22 protein-coding genes and 1 pseudogene are annotated in these 21,766 nt (G+C 72.4%); 11 read left to right on the top strand and 12 right to left on the bottom strand.

Features of this window, described 5'->3' with window-relative positions; all coding sequences use genetic code 11:
- The 3 genes and pseudogenes from AB0H71_RS27045 to AB0H71_RS27035 all read right to left on the bottom strand — a co-directional run.
- Window positions 1–632, bottom strand: a pseudogene (locus tag AB0H71_RS27045) (lytic transglycosylase); the annotation flags it as partial.
- A gap of 84 nt (window positions 633–716) precedes the next feature.
- On the bottom strand, window positions 717–1,331 hold the full coding sequence (locus AB0H71_RS27040) for a DUF1003 domain-containing protein (protein ID WP_357026379.1): 615 nt from the start codon (window positions 1,329–1,331) through the stop codon (window positions 717–719).
- A 64-nt stretch (window positions 1,332–1,395) separates the two neighbouring features.
- Entirely contained in the window at window positions 1,396–2,685 is a 1,290-nt protein-coding gene (locus AB0H71_RS27035) for a CBS domain-containing protein (protein WP_357026314.1), read from the bottom strand.
- Window positions 2,686–2,761: 76 nt separating this feature from the next.
- Between AB0H71_RS27035 and AB0H71_RS27030 the strand changes: the two genes are divergently transcribed.
- Genes AB0H71_RS27030 through AB0H71_RS27020 form a run of 3 tightly spaced genes read left to right on the top strand, consistent with a single transcriptional unit; the run spans window position 2,762 to window position 4,806 of the window.
- Window positions 2,762–3,718 carry a CoA ester lyase gene (locus AB0H71_RS27030; protein ID WP_357026312.1) on the top strand — a complete coding sequence of 319 codons (957 nt, stop codon included), beginning with the start codon at window positions 2,762–2,764 and terminating at the stop codon, window positions 3,716–3,718.
- Window positions 3,719–3,730: 12 nt separating this feature from the next.
- Entirely contained in the window at window positions 3,731–4,222 is a 492-nt protein-coding gene (locus AB0H71_RS27025; RefSeq protein WP_233020275.1) for a general stress protein, read from the top strand.
- Window positions 4,223–4,224: 2 nt separating this feature from the next.
- The gene (locus AB0H71_RS27020; protein ID WP_357026310.1) at window positions 4,225–4,806 is read left to right on the top strand and encodes a suppressor of fused domain protein; all 582 of its coding nucleotides are present in this window, start codon (window positions 4,225–4,227) and stop codon (window positions 4,804–4,806) included.
- Here the strand turns inward: AB0H71_RS27020 and AB0H71_RS27015 are convergent.
- Window positions 4,803–5,870 (bottom strand): magnesium and cobalt transport protein CorA, encoded by a 1,068-nt coding sequence (locus tag AB0H71_RS27015; protein ID WP_357026377.1) that lies wholly within the window; start codon window positions 5,868–5,870, stop codon window positions 4,803–4,805. The genes AB0H71_RS27020 and AB0H71_RS27015 overlap by 4 nt on opposite strands.
- Before the next feature lie 47 nt (window positions 5,871–5,917).
- Between AB0H71_RS27015 and AB0H71_RS27010 the strand changes: the two genes are divergently transcribed.
- The 3 genes from AB0H71_RS27010 to AB0H71_RS27000 all read left to right on the top strand — a co-directional run bounded on the left by AB0H71_RS27010 (window position 5,918) and on the right by AB0H71_RS27000 (window position 8,769).
- Window positions 5,918–6,772 carry a PHP domain-containing protein gene (locus tag AB0H71_RS27010; RefSeq protein WP_357026308.1) on the top strand — a complete coding sequence of 285 codons (855 nt, stop codon included), beginning with the start codon at window positions 5,918–5,920 and terminating at the stop codon, window positions 6,770–6,772.
- On the top strand, window positions 6,769–7,035 hold the full coding sequence (locus AB0H71_RS27005; RefSeq protein WP_357026306.1) for a hypothetical protein: 267 nt from the start codon (window positions 6,769–6,771) through the stop codon (window positions 7,033–7,035). Before AB0H71_RS27010 ends, AB0H71_RS27005 begins: the two co-directional genes overlap by 4 nt.
- Before the next feature lie 96 nt (window positions 7,036–7,131).
- Window positions 7,132–8,769, top strand: a complete 1,638-nt coding sequence (locus tag AB0H71_RS27000) for an FAD-binding protein (protein WP_357026304.1) — start codon at window positions 7,132–7,134, stop codon at window positions 8,767–8,769.
- A 130-nt stretch (window positions 8,770–8,899) separates the two neighbouring features.
- On the opposite strand, the gene AB0H71_RS26995 is transcribed toward AB0H71_RS27000, so the two are convergent.
- Window positions 8,900–9,547 carry a GAD-like domain-containing protein gene (locus AB0H71_RS26995; protein ID WP_357026375.1) on the bottom strand — a complete coding sequence of 216 codons (648 nt, stop codon included), beginning with the start codon at window positions 9,545–9,547 and terminating at the stop codon, window positions 8,900–8,902.
- Between the two features lie 551 nt (window positions 9,548–10,098).
- Here AB0H71_RS26995 and AB0H71_RS26990 point away from each other — a divergent pair.
- Window positions 10,099–11,247, top strand: coding sequence for an NADP-dependent malic enzyme (locus AB0H71_RS26990; protein ID WP_357026373.1), 1,149 nt, complete (start codon window positions 10,099–10,101; stop codon window positions 11,245–11,247).
- A gap of 57 nt (window positions 11,248–11,304) precedes the next feature.
- On the opposite strand, the gene AB0H71_RS26985 is transcribed toward AB0H71_RS26990, so the two are convergent.
- Window positions 11,305–12,483, bottom strand: a complete 1,179-nt coding sequence (locus tag AB0H71_RS26985) for a helix-turn-helix transcriptional regulator (protein WP_357026302.1) — start codon at window positions 12,481–12,483, stop codon at window positions 11,305–11,307.
- Window positions 12,484–12,726: 243 nt separating this feature from the next.
- Between AB0H71_RS26985 and AB0H71_RS26980 the strand changes: the two genes are divergently transcribed.
- Window positions 12,727–12,867, top strand: a complete 141-nt coding sequence (locus AB0H71_RS26980) for a hypothetical protein (protein ID WP_357026300.1) — start codon at window positions 12,727–12,729, stop codon at window positions 12,865–12,867.
- Between the two features lie 10 nt (window positions 12,868–12,877).
- Here the strand turns inward: AB0H71_RS26980 and AB0H71_RS26975 are convergent, their stop codons facing one another.
- The 6 genes from AB0H71_RS26975 to AB0H71_RS26950 all read right to left on the bottom strand — a co-directional run bounded on the left by AB0H71_RS26975 (window position 12,878) and on the right by AB0H71_RS26950 (window position 18,262).
- A complete protein-coding gene (locus AB0H71_RS26975) occupies window positions 12,878–13,408 on the bottom strand; it encodes an RloB family protein (RefSeq protein WP_357026298.1) in 531 nt (176 codons plus the stop codon).
- A gap of 65 nt (window positions 13,409–13,473) precedes the next feature.
- Window positions 13,474–14,802 carry an ATP-binding protein gene (locus AB0H71_RS26970; protein ID WP_357026296.1) on the bottom strand — a complete coding sequence of 443 codons (1,329 nt, stop codon included), beginning with the start codon at window positions 14,800–14,802 and terminating at the stop codon, window positions 13,474–13,476.
- Window positions 14,803–14,835: 33 nt separating this feature from the next.
- Window positions 14,836–15,561: an ABC transporter permease gene (locus tag AB0H71_RS26965; RefSeq protein WP_357026294.1), complete on the bottom strand. Its 726-nt coding sequence runs from the start codon at window positions 15,559–15,561 to the stop codon at window positions 14,836–14,838.
- Window positions 15,558–16,199, bottom strand: a complete 642-nt coding sequence (locus AB0H71_RS26960) for an ABC transporter permease (protein ID WP_357026292.1) — start codon at window positions 16,197–16,199, stop codon at window positions 15,558–15,560. The genes AB0H71_RS26965 and AB0H71_RS26960 overlap by 4 nt, the downstream gene beginning before the upstream one ends.
- A gap of 4 nt (window positions 16,200–16,203) precedes the next feature.
- Window positions 16,204–17,331: an ATP-binding cassette domain-containing protein gene (locus AB0H71_RS26955; protein ID WP_357026290.1), complete on the bottom strand. Its 1,128-nt coding sequence runs from the start codon at window positions 17,329–17,331 to the stop codon at window positions 16,204–16,206.
- A gap of 7 nt (window positions 17,332–17,338) precedes the next feature.
- Window positions 17,339–18,262 (bottom strand): ABC transporter substrate-binding protein, encoded by a 924-nt coding sequence (locus AB0H71_RS26950; RefSeq protein ID WP_357026371.1) that lies wholly within the window; start codon window positions 18,260–18,262, stop codon window positions 17,339–17,341.
- Between the two features lie 123 nt (window positions 18,263–18,385).
- Here AB0H71_RS26950 and AB0H71_RS26945 point away from each other — a divergent pair, with 123 nt between their 5' ends.
- From AB0H71_RS26945 to AB0H71_RS26935, 3 genes are all read left to right on the top strand, one after another.
- Window positions 18,386–19,348 carry a glycine betaine ABC transporter substrate-binding protein gene (locus AB0H71_RS26945; RefSeq protein WP_357026288.1) on the top strand — a complete coding sequence of 321 codons (963 nt, stop codon included), beginning with the start codon at window positions 18,386–18,388 and terminating at the stop codon, window positions 19,346–19,348.
- 79 nt (window positions 19,349–19,427) lie between these two features.
- On the top strand, window positions 19,428–20,117 hold the full coding sequence (locus AB0H71_RS26940) for a helix-turn-helix transcriptional regulator (protein WP_357026287.1): 690 nt from the start codon (window positions 19,428–19,430) through the stop codon (window positions 20,115–20,117).
- Window positions 20,117–21,592, top strand: coding sequence for a DHA2 family efflux MFS transporter permease subunit (locus AB0H71_RS26935; protein WP_357026285.1), 1,476 nt, complete (start codon window positions 20,117–20,119; stop codon window positions 21,590–21,592). Before AB0H71_RS26940 ends, AB0H71_RS26935 begins: the two co-directional genes overlap by 1 nt.
- Window positions 21,593–21,766: the final 174 nt, after the last annotated feature.

The following is a 21,766-nucleotide window of genomic DNA, read 5'->3' as shown; positions in this document are numbered from 1 at the left end:
CCATCCGCCGCGTAATGCCCCCACGTCGACGGCAGGAACTGCATCGGCCCCACCGCCCGCACGAACCCACCACCCGACGCCGCGATCACCTCGTTACCCGGCAACGACCCATCCAACACCGGACCGAAGATCGGCGTCACCGTCGTCCCCGCCGCATCCGTACGCCCACCCCCCGCATGACCCGACTCGATCCGCCCGATCCCCGCCAAAAGACTCCACGACACCCCACACCCCGGCTGCGCCGACGCCAACGCCAGCTCCGCATTCCGATACGCCGCCAGCACCACCTCCGGAATACCCAGCAACCCCGACCCCGACGGCAACGCGATACTCCGCAACACCGGACCACCCCCCACCGGAACCGCACCATCCGCGGGCGGCACCACCGCCCGCAATTCGCGGGCAATCCCGCTGTTGTCGAGCGGAAGCAACCCGACAATGCGGGACTGCGGTGTCTGGGACGGGTCGGCGCCCGGGCTCGTGCCGGTGCCGGTCGACCCCACCAGCAGCGCTTCGCCCGCGTCGCCGACATCGCGGGCCGAGACCATCGACCCGGAGCCGACGGACGCCAAACCCGCTGCTACCAGTAGTGACACCGTGATCGGGGCAGATTTGCGCACGTGATCACTCACCAATCTATCGTCATGGGAGCAACTGTCCGGGACATCCCCTTCCCTTCAGCTGCTCTGGACAACGGTATCCAGGTTACCCACCGGTCAGAACGTTGTCGGGCGATTGCCGAGATCGTCGTCGACGTGCTCCTCCGTGGCAGGTGGTGGCGCCGGCGCGTGCGCGGCACTCTTCTTGCGATTCGCTTTGACCGGCTTCCCGGATCGTCCCGGATGCCGGGAAGCGGCGGCGGTGTCCGATGGGCCGCCCGCGGCGGCCTCGATGCGGTCGAGCACCTCGCGCATCTCGTCCAGCTCCCGGCGCAGGTAGTCCCGGGTGGCGACCTCGCCGACGGCGATCCGCAGCGCGGCCAGCTCCCTGGCCAGGAACTCGGTGTCGGCCTTGGTCTGGGCGGCGCGCAGCCGGTCCTCCTCCAGCGAGACCCGGTCGCGGTTGTCCTGCCGGTTCTGCGCCAGCAGGATCAGCGGCGCGGCGTACGCCGCCTGGGTGGAGAAGGCCAGGTTGAGCAGGATGAACGGGTACGGGTCCCAGCGCAGCGCGATGACGAAGACATTGAGCAGCACCCAGACCACCACGACCAGGGTCTGGATCGCCAGGTAGCGGCCGGTGCCGAGGAAGCGCGCGATCCGCTCGCTGCCCCTGGCCAGCGCATCGGAGTCCCAGTCGATGCGGAAGCGGCCACCGGCGGCCGGGGTCTCCAGCCGCTGCCGGTCCGAGCTGAGGGGCCTGCTGCCGCCCGCGTTCGGGACCGTGCGGACGAGGCTGTCATCGGTCACTGCTCGCGACCCCTTCCGGTAGTTCCTCCTGGTCGCGCCAGTCCTCCGGGAGCAGGTGGTCGAGGATGTCGTCCACGCTCACCGCGCCGAGCAGATGGTTCTCCGCGTCGACGACGGCGCCGCAGACCAGGTTGTAGGTGGCGAAGTACCTGGTCACCGCGGAGAGCGACATATCGGGGAGCAGCGGCGAGAGCGCGGAGTCGAGCATGCCGCCGATCAGGTGCGCGGGCGGCTCGCGCAGCAGCGCCTGCAGGTGCACGCAGCCCAGGTAGCGGCCGGTGGGGGTGGCGGTCGGCGGCCGCACCACGAAGACCATGGAGGCCAGCGCCGGGGTGAGGTCCGGGTTGCGCACCCGGGCCAGCGCCTCGGCGACGGTGGTCGCCGGAGTCAGGATCACCGGCTTCGGGGTCATGAGGCCGCCCGCGGTGTCCGGGGAGTGCTGGAGCAACCGGCGCACCGGCTCGGACTCCTGCGGGTCCATGAGCGCGAGCAGCGACTCCCGCTCGCCGGTCTCCAGCTCGCCGAGCAGGTCGGCGGCGTCGTCCGGGTCCATGGCCTCCAGCACGTCCGCGGCCCGGCCCACCTCGAGCTTGCCGAGCAGCCGCACCTGGTCGTCGTCGGAGAGCTCCTGGACGACGTCGGCGAGGCGCTCGTCGTCCAGCGCCTCGGCCACCTCCACCCGGCGCTTCTCCGGGAGCTCGCGCAGCATCTGCGCGACGTCGGCCGCGCGCAACCCCTCGAACTGCTCCAGCAGCTGGGTGACGTCCTGGCCCGGCCTGCCGATCTCGTACGGGGTGAGGCCGGTGACCCGCACCCAATCGACCACGTGCACGGTGCGCCGCCTGCCCAGCCTGCGGTGCCCGCGCACCGCCACCCGGGTGACCCGCCAGTCCCTGGTGCGGGTGAGCTCGATCCCGAGGTCGACCACGAGCACGTCGATGTCGTCGAGGTCGGGCAGGTCGGAGTCGTGCACCCGGACCGAGGAGTCCACGATCTGCGCGATGGCGAGCAGCTCGCCGGGGCGCTGGGTGAAGCGGCGCAGGCTCACCGTCCCGGTGTTGAGCGTGACGACGCCGGGCTCGATCGCGGTCACCCGGAGCATGGGGACGAAGATCCGCCGCCGGGTCGGCAGCTCCACCACCAGCCCGTGCACCCTGGGCTGTTGCCGGTCGTAGCGGACGGCGACCACCACGTCGCGCACCCTGCCGATAGACTCCCCGTCCGGTCCCAGCACCGCCAGACCGGCGAGCCGGGCGACGTACACCCTGGTAGCTGCCATGCCTGTCAGGCTAGAGGTTCCCCGGTCGGGCGCCGCGTCGCGCCACGGCAGCTGAGCCGACGACAGGAGAGGGTTCATGAAGCCGCGCCGTTCCGTGCTCGCCGTACCCGGCAGCAATCCCAAGATGATCGCCAAGGCCAAGGGGCTCCCGGTGGACGAGGTCTTCCTCGACCTGGAGGACGCCGTCGCACCGGTCGCCAAGGCGGCGGCGCGGGCCACCATCGTGGCCGCGCTGAACGAGGGCGGCTGGGGCGAGCAGCTGCGCGTGGTCCGGGTGAACGACTGGACCACGCCGTGGACCTACGCCGACGTGATCACCGTGGTCGAGGGCGCGGGCTCGCAGCTCGACGCCATCCTGCTGCCCAAGGTCACCGACGGCGGGCAGGTGCGCGCGCTCGACCTGCTGCTCACCCAGCTGGAGCAGGCGCACCAGCTGGAGCCGGGGCGGATCGGGATCGAGCCGCAGATCGAGAACGCCATCGGGCTGCGCAATATCGACGAGATCGCCACCGCGAGCCCGCGGGTGCAGACCCTGGTCTTCGGCCCGGCCGACTTCATGGCCAGCATCCGGATGCGCACCCTCGTCGTCGGCGAGCAGCCGGAGGGGTACGAGCCGGGCGATGCCTACCACCACATCCTGATGACCATCCTGCTCGCCGCCCGCGCACACGGGTTGCAGGCGATCGACGGCCCCTACCTGCAGATCCGCGATCTCGATGGCTTCCGGCGGGCCGCCGCGCGCAGCGCCGCGCTCGGCTTCGACGGCAAGTGGGTGCTGCACCCCACCCAGGTGGCGGCCGCCAACGAGATCTTCAGCCCGCGCCAGGCCGAGTACGACAAGGCCGAGGAGATCCTGGAGGCGTACGCCTTCCACACCTCGGCCGACGGCGGCGCGCGCGGCGCCGTCATGCTCGGCGACGAGATGATCGACGAGGCCAGCGCCAAGATGGCGCAGGTCGTCGCGGAGCAGGGCAGGGCCGCGGGAATGACGCGAACCACGCGTTTCACCCCGCCGCGGGCCGCAGCGGAATAGCACAATGGGGACATGACGAATCCCCTGGGGAATTCCGGCCGGGGTGGGCAGGGCCTGCCCACCCCGCCGTCGGGCTGGCCGGTCGGCTCCTACCCGACCTACGCCGAGGCGCAGCGGGCCGTGGACTATCTGGCCGACAACCAGTTCCCGGTGCAGAACGTGACCATCGTCGGCGTCGACCTCATGCAGGTCGAGCGGGTGCTCTACCGGCTGAACTGGGGCAAGGTGATCGGCGGCGGCGTGGTCTCCGGCGCCTGGCTCGGGCTCTTCCTCGGCCTGCTGCTCAGCCTCTTCACCACCGGCGGCGCCATCGGCCCGCTGCTGGTCGGGCTGCTGGGTGGCATCGTGTTCGGGGTGATCTCCACCTCGATTCCCTACGCCGCCACCCGCGGCCAGCGCGACTTCGCCTCCACCATGCAGCTGGTGGCCGGGCGCTACGACGTGCTCTGTGATCCCAAGGCGGCCGAACAGGCCAGGGACATGCTGGCGCGGCTGGCGATCTGAGCATGGATGTGATCGAACGGGTCCGCTCCGGCGTGCTCGGGCACTTCGGCACGGACCGCACCGGGGTGGACTCGGCCTCGGTGACCTTTCTCGGCCTGGAGCCCATCGAGATCCTGCGGCTGGTCTCCGGTGACTATGTGCACTACCTCACGCTCGGCGGCTCCCGGCACCCCATGGGCGACCCGAACGACCTGCTCGCCGACCCGCTGCGCGGCCCGCGCGCCGAGCTCACGCTCACCCTGCACGCCGGGCTCGGCGCCGCCGCCGGGCTGGCCCGCACGCTCGGCGTGCTCGCCGCCTCGCCCGCGGTGGAGGGCGTCGTGCTGCAGGCCGACGCGCTGCTCGACCTGAGCGAGCCGATCTGGCGGGATGCCCCGTTCACCGCCGTGCTGCTCGGCGCCAGCGATATCCCCGAGGTCGAGCTGGAGGAGCCGGCCGAGCCGGTGCGCTACCTGACGGTGACCCCGGTGACCGCCACCGAGGCGGCCTGGGTGCGGCTGCGCGGCGCCGAGGCGCTGCGCGAGGCGTGGGCCGAGGCCGGGATCGACGTGCGCGACCCGAACCGCGGGGTGGCCCAGCTCTAGAGCCAGTCGTTCCGGTGGAAGTTGACGTAGAGCAGGCTGCAGCTGACCACGATCACCACCCACACCGCCGGGTAGCCCCAGCTCTGGTGCAGCTCCGGCATGTGGTCGAAGTTCATGCCGTAGATCCCGGCGATCATGGTCGGCACCGCGGCGATGGCGACCCAGGCCGAGATCTTGCGCATGTCGGTGTTCTGCTGCACCCCGACCTTGGCCAGCGCGGCGCTGATCAGCGCGCTCAGCGCGTCGTCGAAGTCGTTGATCCGCTCGGCGACCGAGGTGTGGTTGTCGGCGACGTCGCGCAGGTAGCGCCGCACCTCCTTCGGCACCGGGAGGTCGGCGTTGCGGCTGAGCAGCTGGAGCGGCGCGGCCAGCGGGTTCACCGCGCGGCGCAGCTCCACCACCTCGCGCTTGAGCTGGTAGATCGACTCGATGCCGACCCGGCTGCGCGGGGTGAAGACCTCCTCCTCCATCTCGTCGATGTCCTCCTCGATGGACTGCGCCACCGCGGTGTAGGAATCGACGATCTTGTCCGCGATGGCGTGCAGCACCGCGCCGGGGCCGAGCGCCAGCTGCGCCGGGCTCGCCTCCAGCGTGCGGCGCAGCTCGACCAGCCCGGAGTGCTCGCCCCTGCGCACCGCGAGCACGAACTCCTTCGCGGTGAAGACCACGATCTGCCCGGTCTCCACGATCTCGCTCACGCTGTGCAGGTCGTGCTCGACGTAGGAGACCGTGCGCAGCACCAGCAGCAGGGTGTCGTCGTACCGCTCCAGCTTGGGCCGCTGGTGCCGCTCGGTGGCGATCTCCACGGCCAGCTGGTGCAGCCCGTAGGCGGCGGCGACATCGCGCATCTGGGCCTCGTCCGGGTCGTGCAGCCCGAGCCAGACGAAGCCGGTGCCGCGGCTGCGCACCTCGGCCAGCGCGGTCTGGTGGGTGAAGCGGCCCGGCAGCCGCTCGCCGTTCACGTAGACGGCGCAGTCGACGATGGCGCGCGCGGTCGGGACCGGCACCCGGTGGACGGCGGGCGACGACCCGGTGCCGCGGCCGCGGAACGGCAGCGGCGGAATGGTAGGCACCGGACGATGCTACGGCCCACGCTGGAAGACTGGTCGGCGTGCGCATCGACCTCCACACCCACTCCACGGCCTCCGACGGCACCGACTCCCCGGCCGAACTGGTGCGCAATGCCGCTGCCGCGGGACTGGACGTCGTCGCCCTCACCGACCACGACACCACCGCGGGCTGGGCCGCGGCGGAGGCGGCGCGGCCGCCGGGATTGACCCTGGTCCGCGGCATGGAGATGTCCTGCGTCGGGCTGGGGGAGGACGGCTACCCGGTCGCCACGCACCTGCTGGCCTACCTCTTCGACCCCGCCGATCCCGGCTTCGCCGCCGAGCGCGAGCGGCTGCGCGGCGAGCGGGTGCAGCGGCTGCGCGCCATGGCCGAGCGGATGGCGGCCGACGGGCTGCCGATCGACCCCGAGGCGGTGCTGGCCGCGGCCGGCCCGGCGGCCGGGCGCCCGCACCTGGCCCGCGCCCTGGTCGAGGCGGGCGTGGTGCCCACCGTGGACGCCGCCTTCCGGCAGCTGCTCGCGCCGGACGGCCCCTACTACGAGGAGAAGGCCGACACCCCGCTGCACCGCGCGGTCGAGATGATCGCGGCCGCGGGCGGGGTCAGCGTGATCGCGCACGCCAGGGCGCGGGCCAGGGGCAGGCTGCTCGCCCTCGACGAGATCCGCGACCTGGCCGGGCTCGGGCTCGGCGGGCTCGAGGTCGACCACCCCGACCACCCCGCCGCCGACCGCGCGCTGCTGCGCGACCTCGCCGCCGAGCTCGGGCTGCTCTGCACCGGCTCCTCGGACTACCACGGCGCGAACAAGACCATCGCGCTCGGGGCCTGCACCACCGAGCCCGCGCAGTTCGAGAAGCTGGTGGCCGCGGCGACCGGCGCCGAGGTGATCGCGCCGTGAGGCTGCTGCGCGGGCTGAGCGGCGCGGTCGCGGCCGGGGTGGTGGTGCTGGCGCTGGTGGTGCTCGGCGCCGCGGTGCTGGCCGGGCGGCGCGGTTTCCCCGGCCCCGGCGGGGAGTCGCTGGCCTGGCACCTCGGGCTCGCGGTGCTCGTCGTGGCGGCGCAGGTGTTCGCTGATCGGAAGCGGGGCGTGGCGGCGTTCGGGGCCGCGCTGGTGGTATTCGCGGCAGCCGGGTGGTTGCTGTGGACGCAGTGGTGGGGATAGCTTCCGGAGCCCAGGTCACGGTACGGATACGACACACCCTTCGGTGCTGGTCCCAATGGTTGCGGGGCGGTGAACTGTGCCCGAACATTGCTTTCCGTGGAGGCCTTCGAGACCGATGTGCTCGTCCTCGGCGGGGGACCGGCCGGCCTCTGGTCCGCGATCGCGGCGGCCAGGGCCGGTGCCCGCGTCGTGCTCGCCGACAAGGCGCGCTGCGGCGCCGCGGGCCCGACCGCGGCCGGGAGCACCGCGCTCTGGGCGGTGCCGCCGGGGCCGGGGCGGGCCGGCGCGGTCGGCGCCGCGCTCGCGCACGGCGCCGGGCTCGGCGATGCCGCGCTGATCCACGCCGTGCTGGACGAGAGCTACCGGCGGCTCACCCGGCTCGCGCACCGCGGGCTCAGGGCGACGCCGGTGCCGCGCGTCGTCGCCGGCGAGGACGACCCGGCCGGGCCCGGCGGCCCGCTGCCAGCCCGGGTGCGGGTCAGCGGGGTCATGTACCTGCGCGCGCTGCGCCGCTACGCGCTCGCGCTCGGCGTCGTGATCCGGGACAACCACCCCGCGCTGCGGCTGCTCACCGACGCCGACGGCGTGGTCTGCGCGGCCACCGGGCTGCGCACCGGCGCCCGGCCCGGGCCGTGGACGGCGAGTGCGCGGGCCGTCGTGCTCGCCACCGGCGGCTGCGCCTTCGGCTCCGGCGCGCCCGGCACCGAGGTGGACACCGGCGACGGGCTGCTCTTCGGCGCCGAGGTGGGGGCCGAGCTCTCCGGCATGGAGTTCGCGGGCGCCTACGCCCTGGTCCCGGCCATGGGCGGTGCGCCCTTCGGGCTCGGCGCGGGCTCCCCGCTGCACGGTGCCGCGCTACACGACCGCGCCGGACTCCCGTTCGCCGGCGCCGAACTCTTCGAGGCGCTGGCCGGCGGGCGCGGCGTCTTCGCGGGCACCGCCGCGCTCGCCGCCGCCGCGCGCAGGCAGGTGCTGCGCTACCGGGTGCTCGACCAGCAGGGCCGGGTGCCGCTGCGGCCGGTGCTGCACGGCACCGTGCTCGGCGCGGGCGGGCTGGTGACCGCCGGTAACGGCGCCACCACCGTGCCCGGGCTCTTCGCCGCGGGCGACGTCACCTCGCGCGAGGGAGTGGTCGGGGCCGGTGGCGGGCACGGCGGGGCGTGGGCCATCGCCTCCGGGGCGTGGGCCGGTGCCGGGGCCGCGCTGTTCGCCGGGGTCGGCGGGCCGGTTCCGGTGCGGGAGCCGCAGTGGTCGGGGCCGGTGCCCGCCGGGCTCCGCTCGGTGTGCCGCTTCGATCCGCGCGCGGTGGTCGGCTCGGTGCGCGAGCACACCGTCCCGCCGCGCCGCAGCTACTGGCGCAGCGCGGGCACGCTGCGCGACACCGTCGCCGAGCTCGACGCGCTCTGGCCCGCCGCCCGCTTCGAACTCGGCGGGACCGGCGCGGGGGTGCTGCGCTCGCGCCAGGCCGTCGCGCTGCTCGCCGCCGCGCGCTGGAGCGCGCATGCCGCGCTTGCCCGCGCCGAGAGCCGGGGGCTGCACCGCCGTACCGATCACCCCGGCGCCGATTCTCGCGGGCTCGCCCGCATTAGGACCGGCGGGCTCGACGCGGTCTGGTTGCGCACGGACCCGCTGGCCGGCTCCGAGGTCGCCCGCCTCGATGCCCGCCGCGAAGCCGGGCGTCCGCGCGCCGCCGAACTGCCGCTCGGCACCGCCGCGCTGCCACCCTCGGCCTGAACCACGCCCACCCGCACCTTTCGAGTGCGGCAACCACCTGCGTCGATGCCCGCGCGGCGCGGCCGCGAAATCCTCAACGACCCGTGACCCCGCGCCGCAGCCACCTCCGAGTAGCGCAGCAGCAGAACCGTCAGAGGTGCGCGACTCGCGGGGGGCCGAGAGCGCGCAGCGCGTGCAGTTCCGCCGCCGCGTCGACCACCGTCGCGTACTCGGCGCGAATGGTCCCGCCCTCCTGAACGCGCGGCGCGAAGCTGTAGACGGTCGACGCCGTGAGGTGGCCCGAACCGGCGGTGATCCGCTCGAAGAGATCTTCCTGCGGGTCGTCGCCGTACTCCGGCGGGTCGGCGTCGAGCAGGTACGTCCCCCGGGGGTGCCGCAGCACGGAGTCCATCTCCCGGTCGATCCCGGCCGGCCCGGCGATCGGGTTCGGCCGCCGGACCGTGACCTTCGACAGCACCGGGTTGATGATCAGCCGCTGCCCGAGCCCGGGGAGGAAGCAGTAGATCTTGCCGTAGGCGGTGCGGAGCAGCGGGATCGCTTCGCCGGCGTACCCGGCGGGCAGCGCGGCGCCCGCCAGCCAGGCGTCGACGATCGGTTGCCAGCGGTGCGGGTCGCAGCTCCACAGCAGCCCGGCGCCGAACCCGGCGAAGCCGAGCTCCCGCCACAGCGCGAGCGCGAGCCCGGGCAGCCGCTCGCCGTACTCGGCGAGGTAGTCCTCCGGCACCGCGACCGGGTCGATCGGCTCACCCCACCGGGACACGAAATCCCGCAGCTCCATCCGCACGGGGTCAGAGTAGGGCTCACAGCGGGAGCCCACACGGCCGCGTGCTCCCTCACCGCGGGAGTTCGGCGAACGGCGAGCCTTTGCTCACCTCGGGGTAATTCCGGCGGCCTACGCTCGACGGGTGGGTTTCGCGGAGAGTACCGGTTTGGCAGTGCGGGAGACCGGCTGGCACAATGGGCCGGATTCCGCTCCTGTGCCACCGCCGGGCTCGGATATCCCGCTGGACCCGTCGCGCGACGTACCGTCGCACCTCGTGGATCAGTATCGATCTCAGGTCCGGATGACCCCGTCCGGCTCCGCGCTCTCGTTCCGCCCGCCCGGTACTCGCCGGTATCCGCTGCTGCGTGACGAAAATCACAGCCAGTCCGAAAAGGGCCGGTAGCGGCATCGATGAGCCCCGTGAGACACCTCATACCGAATACCCGGCGGTAACCGTTTTCCGGTCTAGCCACGCACCAAGCAGGAGTGAAATCGTGTCACCTGTGACTGACGCACCGAATGCCACCGCGGACCGCAGCGCCGACGACGCGGCCAGCCTTTCTGCGATCACCCACGACGAAATCTTCGCCGGCCACCTCGGCGGCAAGCTCTCCGTGGAGCTCTCGTCCCCGCTGGAGACCCAGCGGGACCTGTCGATCGCCTACACCCCCGGGGTCGCCCAGGTGAGCCGCGCGATCGCGCAGGACGAGGCGCTCGCCAAGCGCTACACCTGGACCGACCGGCTGGTGGTCGTGGTCAGCGACGGCACCGCGGTGCTCGGCCTCGGCGATATCGGCCCGCGCGCCTCGCTGCCGGTCATGGAGGGCAAGGCCGCGCTGTTCAAGAAGTTCGCCGACCTGAACTCCATTCCGATCGTGCTGGACACCAAGGACGTCGACGAGATCGTCGAGACCCTCATCCGGCTGCGCCCGAGCTTCGGCGCGGTGAACCTGGAGGACATCTCCTCCCCGCGCTGCTTCGAGATCGAGCAGCGCGTGATCGAGGCGCTCGACTGCCCCGTCATGCACGACGACCAGCACGGCACCGCCATCGTGGTGCTCGCCGCGCTGAACGGCGCCGCCCGGGTCCAGGGCCGCGACATCGCCGACCTCGAGGTGGTCGTCTCCGGTGCGGGCGCGGCCGGCGTCGCGTGCACCAACATCCTGCTCGCGGCCGGCGTCGCCGATGTCACCGTGCTCGACTCCAAGGGCATCGTGAGCCGGGAGCGCACCGACCTGAACGCCATCAAGTCCGAGCTCGCCGGCCGCACCAACCCGCGCGGGCTGAACGGCGGCGCCGCCGAGGCGCTGGCCGGCGCCGACGTCTTCCTCGGGCTCTCCGCCGGGCTCATCGCCGAGGAGCTCATCGCCTCGATGGCGCCGGAGTCGATCGTCTTCGCCATGTCCAACCCGGACCCGGAGATCCACCCCGACGTGGCGCGCAAGTACGCCGCGATCGTGGCCACCGGGCGCAGCGACTTCCCGAACCAGATCAACAACGTCCTCGCCTTCCCCGGCGTCTTCAAGGGCGCGCTGGACGCGGGGGCGCGCCGGATCACCGAGGGCATGAAGATCGCCGCCGCCAACGCCATACTCGGCGTCGTCGCCGACGAGCTGGGGCCGGAGAAGATCGTGCCCAGCCCGCTCGACCCCCGGGTCGCGCCCGCGGTCGCCGAGGCGGTCGCCGCCGCTGCGCGCGCCGAGGGTGTCGCCTGATTTTTCTCGGCTGGAACTCCCGCTCGAGGCGTGTGCTTCGGGCGGGAGTTCTGTTTTTCACGGTGTGATCCGCAGCCAGGCGCCGAAGGCGCCGACGCTGTCGCTGCGGCGTCGCTCCGCCGCCACGATGCCGAGGTAGGTCTCGCGCACCGAGGGGTGCAGCCGGGTTTGCTGCGGTGCCACCTCCCTGGCCCGCCGCAGGGCGGTGAGCGCGTCGCCCGGCCGCCCGGCCAGCAGGTTCGCCCGCGCCACGTCCTGCCAGTGGTGGCCCGCTCGCGGCGGCGCGATCCCGGGCGGGAGTACCAGCGCGGCGCCCTCCCGTGCCGCGCGATCCGGCTCGCCGGATTCCAGTGCCACCGCGCAGGCGTGGATGCCGACATTGGCCGGGCCGAAGAGGGTGCCGTACAGGTCGGACTCGCCGGACAGGGGCCGGGCCAGGCCCCGCGCGTGCTCGAGGTGATCGCGGGCGGTGTCCGGACGCATTCCGCGCGCGGCCACCACGGCGCCACACAGGTGCGCGTGCCCGCGGACCGTGTTCGCGCCGACGGTGGAGCCCTCGATCATGTCCAGGCTCTCCTCGATCAGCCGCAGTCCCAGATCGTTCCCGTCGTGGTACATGAGCAGCCGGGCACGTTGCCCCCTGGCCAGGGCCGCGTACAGCGGGTCGTCCGCTTCGGCCGATGCCGAGTCCAGCCGGTCCAGGGCGATCAGGGACAGCGACAGGAATCCGAACCGCCTGCACAGCCGTTCGGTGGTGTGCCAGGCGGCGGCGAGCAGCGTCGACACCGGCGCCCGGTGGCCGACGGGCGCGGCGTGCAGCGCGCCGTAGAGACGGCGCAGCGTGCCCGGGAGCTGCGCCAACGCGACCCGACCGTGGTCGTTGCGGTAGGCGAGTTCGATGGCGGCCATCTCGGCGGCGAGATCGGCGAGCGGCGGCGGCTCGGTCCCGGTGACGTACGTGCCCTCGGCAAGGATCGCTCGCAACTCCCCGATCCCCTCCAGCGGCCCCTCCTCCTCGATCGCCGCCCACGGCGGACCGCCGGTGAGCCGCTCCGGCGCGGTGTCCAGCGCCCGCGCGACCGCCGCGACGAATCCGTCCGACGGCGCCTCCCGCCCCTGCTCCACCTTGCTCACCATGCTGGTGCTGTACCCGGCGATCCGGCCCAGCTGCGCCTGCGTGAACCGGGCGATCTTGCGTTGCGCCGCAATACGTTTGCCGACGGTGCTATCCGACACGAGGGCCCCCTTCGGAGATGATCCGCTCCCTCCTCCGAGGGTAAGCCCCGCGACCCCGGCACTGCCCCGCGCGCCCGGAGAACTCCCACCGAACTGTCAGTTCGGCGCCGCACCCGGGTGCGAAGGTGGGCGCCGTCCGAGAACAGAGGGGGTTCGATGCGATACGAACAGCAGGGGTGCGAACACGGCCCATGGATACCGGCGTCGCTGTGCGGCGCGGTAGTCGCCCGGGGCGCGACCATCGTGCGGGTTGCGTGCCCGGGCGGGCCGCACCCGGCACCGGTCGAGTCGGGGGTCATCGGCGCGCACGTCGTCGGGGCGAGGGCCGAGACCTGCCCCTGGTGGGGGATCCGGGTCGTCTACGACACCTCGGTGTTCCACTGACGGCGAGTACTCATCGCCCGAGCATGAGATCCACGAGGATCGGCAGCGCCGAGGAGGGATCGGGTCCTATTCTCCCGGCCTCCAGGCCGGAGTCCACCCGGCGCGCGACCTCGCATGCCTGGTGCACGGCGTGGAACGGGAAATCCGGTGCGAGCACCTTCTTCGTGACCAGCCCGAGCTTCGCAACGAGTTCGTCGAGCTGCGAGGTGGTCAACGCAGAGTGCTTGTCCTCGACGTGCCACCGTAGCCAGGCCTCGAACTTGAGGTTCGAGACCAGCAGCAGGATCGACTCGCGGGTGGCAAGCCAGCAGGCCGCCGCCAATGTCTCGTGCTGGTCGACATCCACCAGGCAGACGCAGGTGTCGTAATCCTTCCCAGCGCTGGCCGCCTTGTCGCGAAGCTCTATGCCTTTCAGGACCACCTTCATCGGGTCCTTGCCGACGGGGACCGATTTCACGACAGCAGTTGTGCCCCTGCTGCGCAGATAGCTGTTCAAACCTTCGACGTACTGCGGTTCTGTCCGCGTTCCCTCGGTGACCACCAGAATTCGCCGGGCGGGCTGCCTCCTGGGCCTGTCGGTACGCCCGTGTCTGCGCGCCGCCATCCTCAGTGCGCCGCGGAGTCGACGAGTGCGACCAGGGCGCTCGGCGACAGCCGCGGGGTTCCGCCGTACCGTCCGGTGAGATAGCGCCGCGCCACATTCGCGTCGGGGTGCTTCGGGAAATCGGCCAGGCAGGTCAGCTCGGTGACCCCCTCGTAGCTCTTGTCCGTGAACCAGATCTGTTCGGGCTCCAGCCTCACCTCGCTCAGCGGCGAGAGAATGTAGGACTCGTGGCTGGTGAAGATGAGCTGAGCCTGCCTGCTGTTGACCGAGGGATCCGCGAATGCGCCCAGCAGGACTTCGAGGAGGTGGGGATGCAGGCTCGCGTCGATCTCGTCGATGAGGAGCAGCTCGCCCTTGCGGAGCGCCTCGAGCGCCGGTACGGCAATGGCGAGCCAGGCGATCGTCCCGTCGCTTTCGTCCTGGATGGAGAAGGCCGGGCACTCGTCGGCGGTGCCGCGGTGGGTGAAGGTCAGGTGTCGCACCACCTGGGCGAGCTGGTCGTCGTCCAGGTCGGGCTCTTCGTCGTCACCGGGCGCCTCGCCGGAGGTGCCCTCCTCATCGCGCAGCTCGTGCCGGATTCGGCTGAGCGCTTGACGGATGTGCTCGGGGATCTCGGTCTCCTCGATGCCGACCTGCACGACGCCGATGTCGGCGACTCGGAGCAGCGCCTCGAGATCGGCGAAGGTGATGCTGCCCTCGGCCAGCAGATCCGCGATGTTCGACAGCCGCGCTTCGCGATGGGAGTCCTTCACCAGGACACAATCGAAGCCGGCGACCAGGGTATTCGCCACGGAATACAAGGGTGAGTCGTGCAGCAGCAGGGACCGGCTGAGCACGAGTTCCCGCCCGGTCACCTCGATCCTGGCGCGCAGGCTCGGGTGGAAGGCCACGGTGCCGGCTGCACGATCGCGGTCCAGCAGAGTACGCCACCGCGAGGTGGGGACGTCGCGCAGCCACTCGCGTGCGATCCCGTCGTGGTCCACCTCGAAGCCATACAGATGACGGCGGCCATCGTGGACGAAATCGAGTTCATAGGTGCTCGATGCAGTGCGCTCCGTCCCGTCGAGCCGGAACGGCGCCCGGCGCATCGATTTCGATGCCTGCCAGGCCGTGGCGGACAGGTCGATTGCGGCGAACGTGTACCGGAACGCATCGAGCACCGCGGACTTGCCGGTCGCGTTACCGCCGTAGATCCCCGCGATCGGGTATGTCACCGCGCTCCAGTCGCCGTCCCGGGGCTGGAGGGTCCGCAACGACGGGCGGGTGAGGTCGACCGTGATCTCATCCCGAATGCTCCCGTGGTTGCGCACCGTGAAGCTCAGCAGGATCATCTGACGACTCTAACAAGCGGAGCGCATCAATTTCTACGATTTTCGAGCAGCGCGGGGGTCTGGGCTAGTAGAGCTGTCTGTTTTCGAGGCGCGGCGCCGGAGCCGTCCAGTCCCGGGCGCCCCGGCCCACACCGCCAAAGCGAGCAGCCCGTCCAGCACCATCGCCAGCACCGCGACCAGAATCGCGCCGACCAACACCCGGTCGTAGCGATGCAGCCCGATCCCGTCGAAGATGTACCGCCCCAACCCGCCCAGATTCACATACGCCGCGATGGTGGCGGTGGCGACCACCTGCAACGTCGCCCCGCGTACCCCGGTGAGCAGCACCGGAAGCGAGTTCGGCACCTCGACCCGGAAGAGCACCTGCCACTCCGTCATCCCCATGGCGCGGGAGGCATCCACCACCTCGGGGTTCACATTGGCGATCCCGGCGTACGCCCCGGCGAGCAGCGGGGGAATGCCGACGGTGATCAGGGCGAGCAGCGGCGGGATGAGACCCAACCCCATGAGCAGCACCAGGAAGGTCAGCAGGCCGAGGGTGGGCAGGGCGCGCATGGCGTTGGCGAAGCCGACGAGGGCGGCGGCCCCGCGCCGGTAGTGCCCGACCGCGAGCCCGAGCGGCACCGCGACCACCGCGGAGAGCCCGATGGCGAGCGCGCTGTACCAGAGGTGTTGCAGCAGCCGCTGCTCGATCCCGGCGGGGCCACCCCAGTTGTCGGGGTCGGTGAAGTACTGCCAGGCGTCCAGGAAGAGATTCACGCCGCCCCCTTCGCGACCCAGGGCGTCGCGGCCCGGCCGAGCAGGTACACCAGCCGGTCGAAGAGCAGGGCCAGCACCAGCGTGACGATGATCCCGGCGATGATCTCGTCGGGGTAGTCCCGCTGGTAGCCCTGGGTGAAGAGCTTGCCGAGCCCGCCGACGCCGACCAGCGCGCCCACCGAGACCATGGCGATATTGGTGACCACCACCACCCGCAGCGTGGAGACGAAGACCGGAAGCGCCAGCGGCAGGTCGACGGTGAGCGTGCGGCGCAGCGGGCCGAAGCCGACGGCGTCGGCCGAGTCGAGCACCGCCGCGGGCACCGAGTCCAGCGCGGCGGGGACCGCGATCACCAGCAGCGCGGTGGAGTAGAGGGTGAGCGCGATGATGACGTTCAGCGGGTCGATGGTGGCGATCCCGACGATCGGCGGAATGATCACGAACAGCGCCAGCGACGGCACCGTGTACACCAGCCCGGAGAGCGTCACGGTCACCCGCCGCAGCCACGGCACCCGGCGCACCAGCGTGCCGACCGGCACCGCGATCACCAGCCCGACCAGCAGCGGGACCAGCGCGAGGTACAGGTGCTCCCTGGTGTAACCCCAGACCTGGCCGGCGTTGTCGAGGAGGTAGCGCATGCGCTCACGCCCCCGCGCGCGCGGAATCCTCGGCCGCGCGCTGCTCGGCCAGCAGGGCGAGCACATCGTCGGCGCCGACCCCGCCGCGCACCGCGCCGGAATCGTCCACCGCGACGCCGATGCCGGCGGGCGAGGAGATCGCCGCGTCCAGCGCCTGCCGCAGGTCGCCGCCGAGCACGAAGAGCGAGCCGCCCGCCGCCATGCTGTCGGCCAGGTCGCGCCCGGCCTGTAACCCGGCGGCGCCGCCCGCGTCCAGCCAGCCGACCGGCGCCCCGCCCGCGCCGGTGATCAGCACCCACTCGCCGGGGCCCGGCCGCAGCGTCGCCGCCTCGGCCTCGGTGGCGGTGGCGAGATCGCGCAGCGGCACCCGCTCCGCGCTGCGGAAGGAGAGCCCGCGGTAGCCGCGGTCGCGCCCGACGAAACCGGCCACGAAATCGGTGGCGGGCTGGGCCAGTACGGTGCGCGGCGCGTCGTACTGCTGTAGCACGCCGCCGCGGCCGAAGACCGCGATCCGGTCGCCGAGCGTGATGGCCTCGTCGATATCGTGCGTGACGAAGACGATGGTCTTCCGCAATTCGCCCTGCAATCGGCGCATCTCGGCCTGCAGCTCGGCCCTGACCACCGGGTCGACGGCGCTGAATGGCTCGTCCATGAGCAGCACGGGCGGGTCGGCGGCGAGCGCCCGCGCCACCCCGACCCGCTGCTGCTGCCCGCCGGAGAGCTGCGCCGGATAGCGCTGCGCGAGCTGCCGATCCAGCCCCACCCGGTCCAGCACCTCGAGTGCCGCCGCGCGCGCCTGCTTGCGCGAGGTGCCGCGCAGCACCGGCACGGTCGCCACATTGTCGAGCACCGTGCGGTGCGGGAGCAGCCCGCCGCCCTGGATGACGTAGCCGATGCCGCGGCGCAGCCGCACCGGGTCGACCCCGGCGATATCCGCCCCGCCGACGGTGATCGTGCCCGAGGTGGGGCGGATCATCCGGTTGATCATCCGCATGGAGGTGGTCTTGCCGCAGCCGGAGGGCCCGACGAAGACCGTGAACGAGCCGGACTCGATGGCCAGGTTCAGCCCCGAGACCGCGTGCGTGCCATCCGGATAGGTCTTGCTGACGTCGCTGAATTCGATGTCGGACACGGTCGGATCAGCCGCCCGCCTTCTGGTTCAGCCCCTGCTCGGCGAGCCAGGCGGCCGCGGCGGCCTTCGGCTCGGTCTTGGCGTCACCGGAGACGGCGGTGTTCAGCTCGATCAGCTCCTGCGTGGTGAGCTTGGCCGAGACCGCGTTCAGCGCGGCGATGAGGGCGTCCGTCTTCTTGGCGGCGTTCAGCAGCGGCACCACGTTCTGCGCCGGGAAGTTCTGCTTCGGGTCCGCGAGGACGACCAGGTTGTTCTCCGCGATGGCCGGGGAGGTGGTGAAGATATTGGCCGCCGTGACCTGGCCGTCGACCAGGGCGTCGACGGTGGCCGGGCCGCCGCCGTCGGCGATCGGGACGAACTTGTCGGCGGCGATATCGACGTCGTAGTTCTTGGCGAGTCCGGGCAACCCGCCGGGACGCTCGGCGAATTCGGCGGGGGCGCCGAAGGTGATCTCGGCCGAGTGCGGAGCCAGGTCGCCGATCGAGCGCAGGTTCCAGCGGTCGGCGGTGGCCCGGGTGACCACGACGGCATCCGAATCCTGGCCGGGGGCGGGGGTGCCGAGCGCGAGCTGGTCGCCGAGCGCGCCCGCCAGCGCGGACTCCACCTCCGCCGGGGTGCTGGCGGTGGCGTCGGGCTGTAGGTACTGCAGCAGGTTGCCGGTGTACTCGGGCAGCACCGAGACCGAGCAGTCGCGCAGCGCCGGGATGTAGGCCTCGCGGCTGCCGATGGCGAGCTTGGTGTCGACCTCGAAGCCGTTGACCCGCAGCGCCTCCGCGTAGATCTCGGCGACCGTCTCGGACTCCGGGAAGTTGGCCGAGCCGACGGTGATGGCATCGCCTTCGCAGCTGCCGCCGCCGGAGAGCGGGTCGGAGTTGCCGCCGCAGGCCGCGAGCGTGGCGGCCACCGTCACGGCGAGCGCGGCGGTGAGCATCCGGTGGGCAGAAGTCGGGAGCGTGCGTGCCACGGGAGTCCTTCGTGTCCGGGTACATTGCCGATAGTCCATACTGCCCGCTCGGCGGGGTTCGCGTCGGCTGGAGAGAGGTGGTACCGCCGAATGGAGATGCCCGCGTGGCTGCGCCGACCGGTGCTGATCCCGGTGCTTTTCGCGCTCGTCGCCGCCGTGTCCTGCGGGAACGGGGCATCGGAGCCCGCGGTGACGGTCGGCGCGGGGGACACCGCGGAGTCGGCGGTGCTCGCCGAGATCTACGCCGGTGCGCTCTCCCGCGGGGGGATTCCGGCGGTGGTCGCGCCCGCCCCCGGTGATCGCGGCGCCCGGCTCGCCGCGCTCGACTCCGGCTCGATCGACCTGCTCGCCGACCACACCGGCGCGCTCACCCGCTTCTTCGACGCCACCGCGCTCAACGCCGGTAACTCGCCCGCGCCCGGCGACGGCGCGCCCGCCTCCGGCGACGGCACGCCCGCCCCCGATGCGCCGGTCAAGGACGCACCCGGCACTCCCGCCGATCCGGCGAAGAGCGCGACCGCCGCGCTGGCCCGCTCCCTCCCGCAGGGCCTCGTCATCTCCGACCCCGCCGACGGCACCGACCTGCGCCCGCGGCTCCTGGTCACCACCGAGACCGCCCGCCGAGGCGGGGCCGTGACCGCCGCCTGCGCCGACCGCCCCGGCGGGCTCGCCCCGGCCCCCGGCCTGCTCGACCCGGCCCCGCCGGACACCATCCCGGGCTGCGCCTTCGCCACCACCGAGCACTTCGCCGACCCCGCCGCCCTGCGCGCCGCTCTCCTGGAGGGCCGAATCCAGGCGGGCATCCTCGCCGGCCCGGTCCCCGCCGACACCACCGCCGGATTGACCGCACTCGCCGATGCGGGCACCCTCCCCGCCGAGAACGTCGTCCCGATCTTCCGCGACGGCATCCTCGACGACCGCGGCCGCGAACGCCTCAACCAGGTGGCGGGCGAGCTCACCACCGACGAGCTGGTCACGCTGGTGCAGCGCGCCGAGGCCGGTGAGAACCCCGCCGACCTGGCCAGGAGCTGGCTGGACGCGCACGCGCTCTGAATCGGGAAATAACCGATCGCTCCCTGTCGTTGCCCAGGCGTATATTCCGCCTGGAGTATTCGGCACGGAAGGAAACCCCATGGGAGCGCGAGGCAACGTGACGCCACTGGCCGTCGCGGTACTCGCACTCCTCGACGAACGCCCGCGGCACCCCTACGACATGCACCAGACCCTGCTCGAGCGGGGCATGGACCGGTTGGTCAAGGTGCGCCCCGGCTCGCTCTACCACACCGTGGCCCGGCTCACCGGCAGCGATCTCATCCGCGCCGACGGCGTCGACCGCGACGGCCGCCGCCCGGAGCGCACCACCTACCGCATCACCGCGGCCGGTCGCGCGGCGCTGCGCGCCCGGGTCGCCGAGCTGCTGCGCACCCCCGCCGCCGAATACCCCGAATTCCCGCTCGCGCTGGCGGAGGCCCACAACCTGCCGAAGGAGCAGGTGCGGGAGCTGCTGGCGCAGCGCCGCGCGGAGCTCGGCAGCGAGCTCGACGAGATCCGCGCACTCGGCGTCTGGGCGGGCGAGCACGCCCTCCCGCGCCGCTACTGGATGGTGCTCACCTACCTGCGCACCATGCGGGAGGCCGAGATCGGCTGGGTGGACGCCCTGCTCGGCGATCTCGACGACGGAACCCTGGCCTGGGATCGCTTCGACCCCGGCACCGGCCGCCGGATCGCGGTCCCCATCGACGCCTGGGCCACCGCGGCCCGCGCGGACCCACCACCGCTCCCGGCCGAGCCGGGGGCGACGCCCCGAACGAGGAGCTCCTGATGTCCGAAACCCGCAATCCGTGGCATGCGCTGCTTGCCATGGTGGTGGGCTTCTTCATGATCCTGCTGGACATGACGATCGTCGCGGTCGCCAACCCGGCCATCATGGAGAAGCTGAACGCCGAGATCACCTCGGTGATCTGGGTGACCAGCGCCTACCTGCTCACCTACGCGGTGCCGCTGCTCATCACCGGCCGCCTCGGCGACCGCTTCGGCCCCAAGAACCTGTACCTGGTCGGGCTCACGGTCTTCACCGCGGCCTCGCTGTGGTGCGGCCTCTCCGGCACCATCGGCATGCTGATCGCCGCGCGCGCCGCGCAGGGCATCGGCGCCGCGCTCATGACGCCGCAGACCATGGCCGTCATCACCCGCACCTTCGCTCCGGACAAGCGCGGTGCCGCCATGGGGCTGTGGGGCGGCGTGGCCGGGCTGGCCACGCTGGTCGGCCCGATCCTGGGCGGGGTGCTGGTCGACGGCCTCGGCTGGGAGTGGATCTTCTTCGTCAACGTGCCGGTCGGCATCATCGCCTTCGCGCTGGCCGTCTGGCTGGTGCCCGCGCTGCCGACCAACCGGCACCGCTTCGACATCCCCGGCGTCGTGCTCAGCGCCATCGGCATGTTCCTGCTGGTCTTCGGGATCCAGGAGGGCAATACCCGGGACTGGGACTGGCTGATCTGGACCATGATCGGCGGCGGACTGGTGGTGCTCGCCTTCTTCCTCTGGAACCAGTCGCGCAATACCGGCGAGCCGCTGGTGCCGCTCGGCCTCTTCAAGGACCGCAACTTCGCCTTCTCCAACCTGGCGATCGCGGCCATGGGCGCGGCGGTGACGGCGTTCATGGTGCCCGCCTACTTCTACCTGCAGGCGGTGCGCGAACTCTCGCCGACCCGCTCGGCGCTGATCTTCGCGCCGATGGCGATCGCGACCGGCATCCTGGCCCCGGTGATCGGGCGGTTCTCCGACCGGCTGCATCCGCGGGTGGTGCCGACCATCGGCTTCTCGCTCTTCGCGGTGGCGCTGTTCTGGGTCGCCGCGATCATGACGCCGGACAGCCCGCTGATCCTGTTCATGGTCGCCGGCGTGCTGGCCGGGTTCTCCAATGCCTGCATCTGGGCGCCGCTGGCCTCGACCGCCACGCACAACCTGCCGGTGCAGCAGGCGGGCGCGGGCGCCGGGATCTACAACACCACCCGCCAGGTGGGGTCGGTGCTCGGCAGCGCGGCCATCTCCGCGCTGATCTCCGCGCGGATCGCGGCGGCCGGGCTCGGTGGCGGGCCGGCCGCCGAGGGGATGGGCGGGCCGGTGCCCGAGTTCGTGCGGGACAAGTTCAGCACCGCGCTCGCGGAGTCGATCCTGCTTCCCGCCGGGGTGCTGCTCATCGGCGTCGTCGCCTCCGCGCTCTTCGTCCGGCACGATCGCAGTGCCGCCGGTCCCGGACCGGTCAAGGAGGCGGAGCCGGCCGGCACGGCCGCTTAGGTCGCACAGCAGCGCCGCCGTCCCGAACGGCGGCGCTGTTCTGCGCGGCCGGCGCGGTGGCCCCGCCCCGCCGCGGGTCGGCATCGCGCGTGCGCCGCGGGTCGGCTCCGCGCAGCGGTGCTCGCTGGCCGCCGCGCGCGGCCGGGGTGCGGGGCGGAGCCCCGCGTAAAAGAA

The sequence above is a fragment of the Nocardia sp. NPDC050697 genome, from assembly GCF_040654395.1.
Classification (GTDB): domain Bacteria; phylum Actinomycetota; class Actinomycetes; order Mycobacteriales; family Mycobacteriaceae; genus Nocardia.
Note: the sequence above shows the minus strand (reverse complement) of the source record. Positions and strands in the feature narration are given on the sequence as shown.

What these genes read in the sequence shown, in the direction of transcription:
- AB0H71_RS27030 (WP_357026312.1), top strand. Translation starts at nt 2,762, where the DNA reads ATGAAGCCGCGCCGTTCCGTGCTCGCCGTACCCGGCAGCAATCCCAAG.
- AB0H71_RS26970 (WP_357026296.1), bottom strand. Translation starts at nt 14,802, where the DNA reads ATGATCCTGCTGAGCTTCACGGTGCGCAACCACGGGAGCATTCGGGAT.
- AB0H71_RS26935 (WP_357026285.1), top strand. Translation starts at nt 20,117, where the DNA reads ATGTCCGAAACCCGCAATCCGTGGCATGCGCTGCTTGCCATGGTGGTG.
- AB0H71_RS27035 (WP_357026314.1), bottom strand. Translation starts at nt 2,685, where the DNA reads ATGGCAGCTACCAGGGTGTACGTCGCCCGGCTCGCCGGTCTGGCGGTG.
- AB0H71_RS26940 (WP_357026287.1), top strand. Translation starts at nt 19,428, where the DNA reads ATGGGAGCGCGAGGCAACGTGACGCCACTGGCCGTCGCGGTACTCGCA.
- AB0H71_RS26945 (WP_357026288.1), top strand. Translation starts at nt 18,386, where the DNA reads ATGGAGATGCCCGCGTGGCTGCGCCGACCGGTGCTGATCCCGGTGCTT.
- AB0H71_RS26995 (WP_357026375.1), bottom strand. Translation starts at nt 9,547, where the DNA reads ATGGAGCTGCGGGATTTCGTGTCCCGGTGGGGTGAGCCGATCGACCCG.
- AB0H71_RS26950 (WP_357026371.1), bottom strand. Translation starts at nt 18,262, where the DNA reads ATGCTCACCGCCGCGCTCGCCGTGACGGTGGCCGCCACGCTCGCGGCC.
- AB0H71_RS27025 (WP_233020275.1), top strand. Translation starts at nt 3,731, where the DNA reads ATGACGAATCCCCTGGGGAATTCCGGCCGGGGTGGGCAGGGCCTGCCC.
- AB0H71_RS26960 (WP_357026292.1), bottom strand. Translation starts at nt 16,199, where the DNA reads ATGCGCTACCTCCTCGACAACGCCGGCCAGGTCTGGGGTTACACCAGG.
- AB0H71_RS27020 (WP_357026310.1), top strand. Translation starts at nt 4,225, where the DNA reads ATGGATGTGATCGAACGGGTCCGCTCCGGCGTGCTCGGGCACTTCGGC.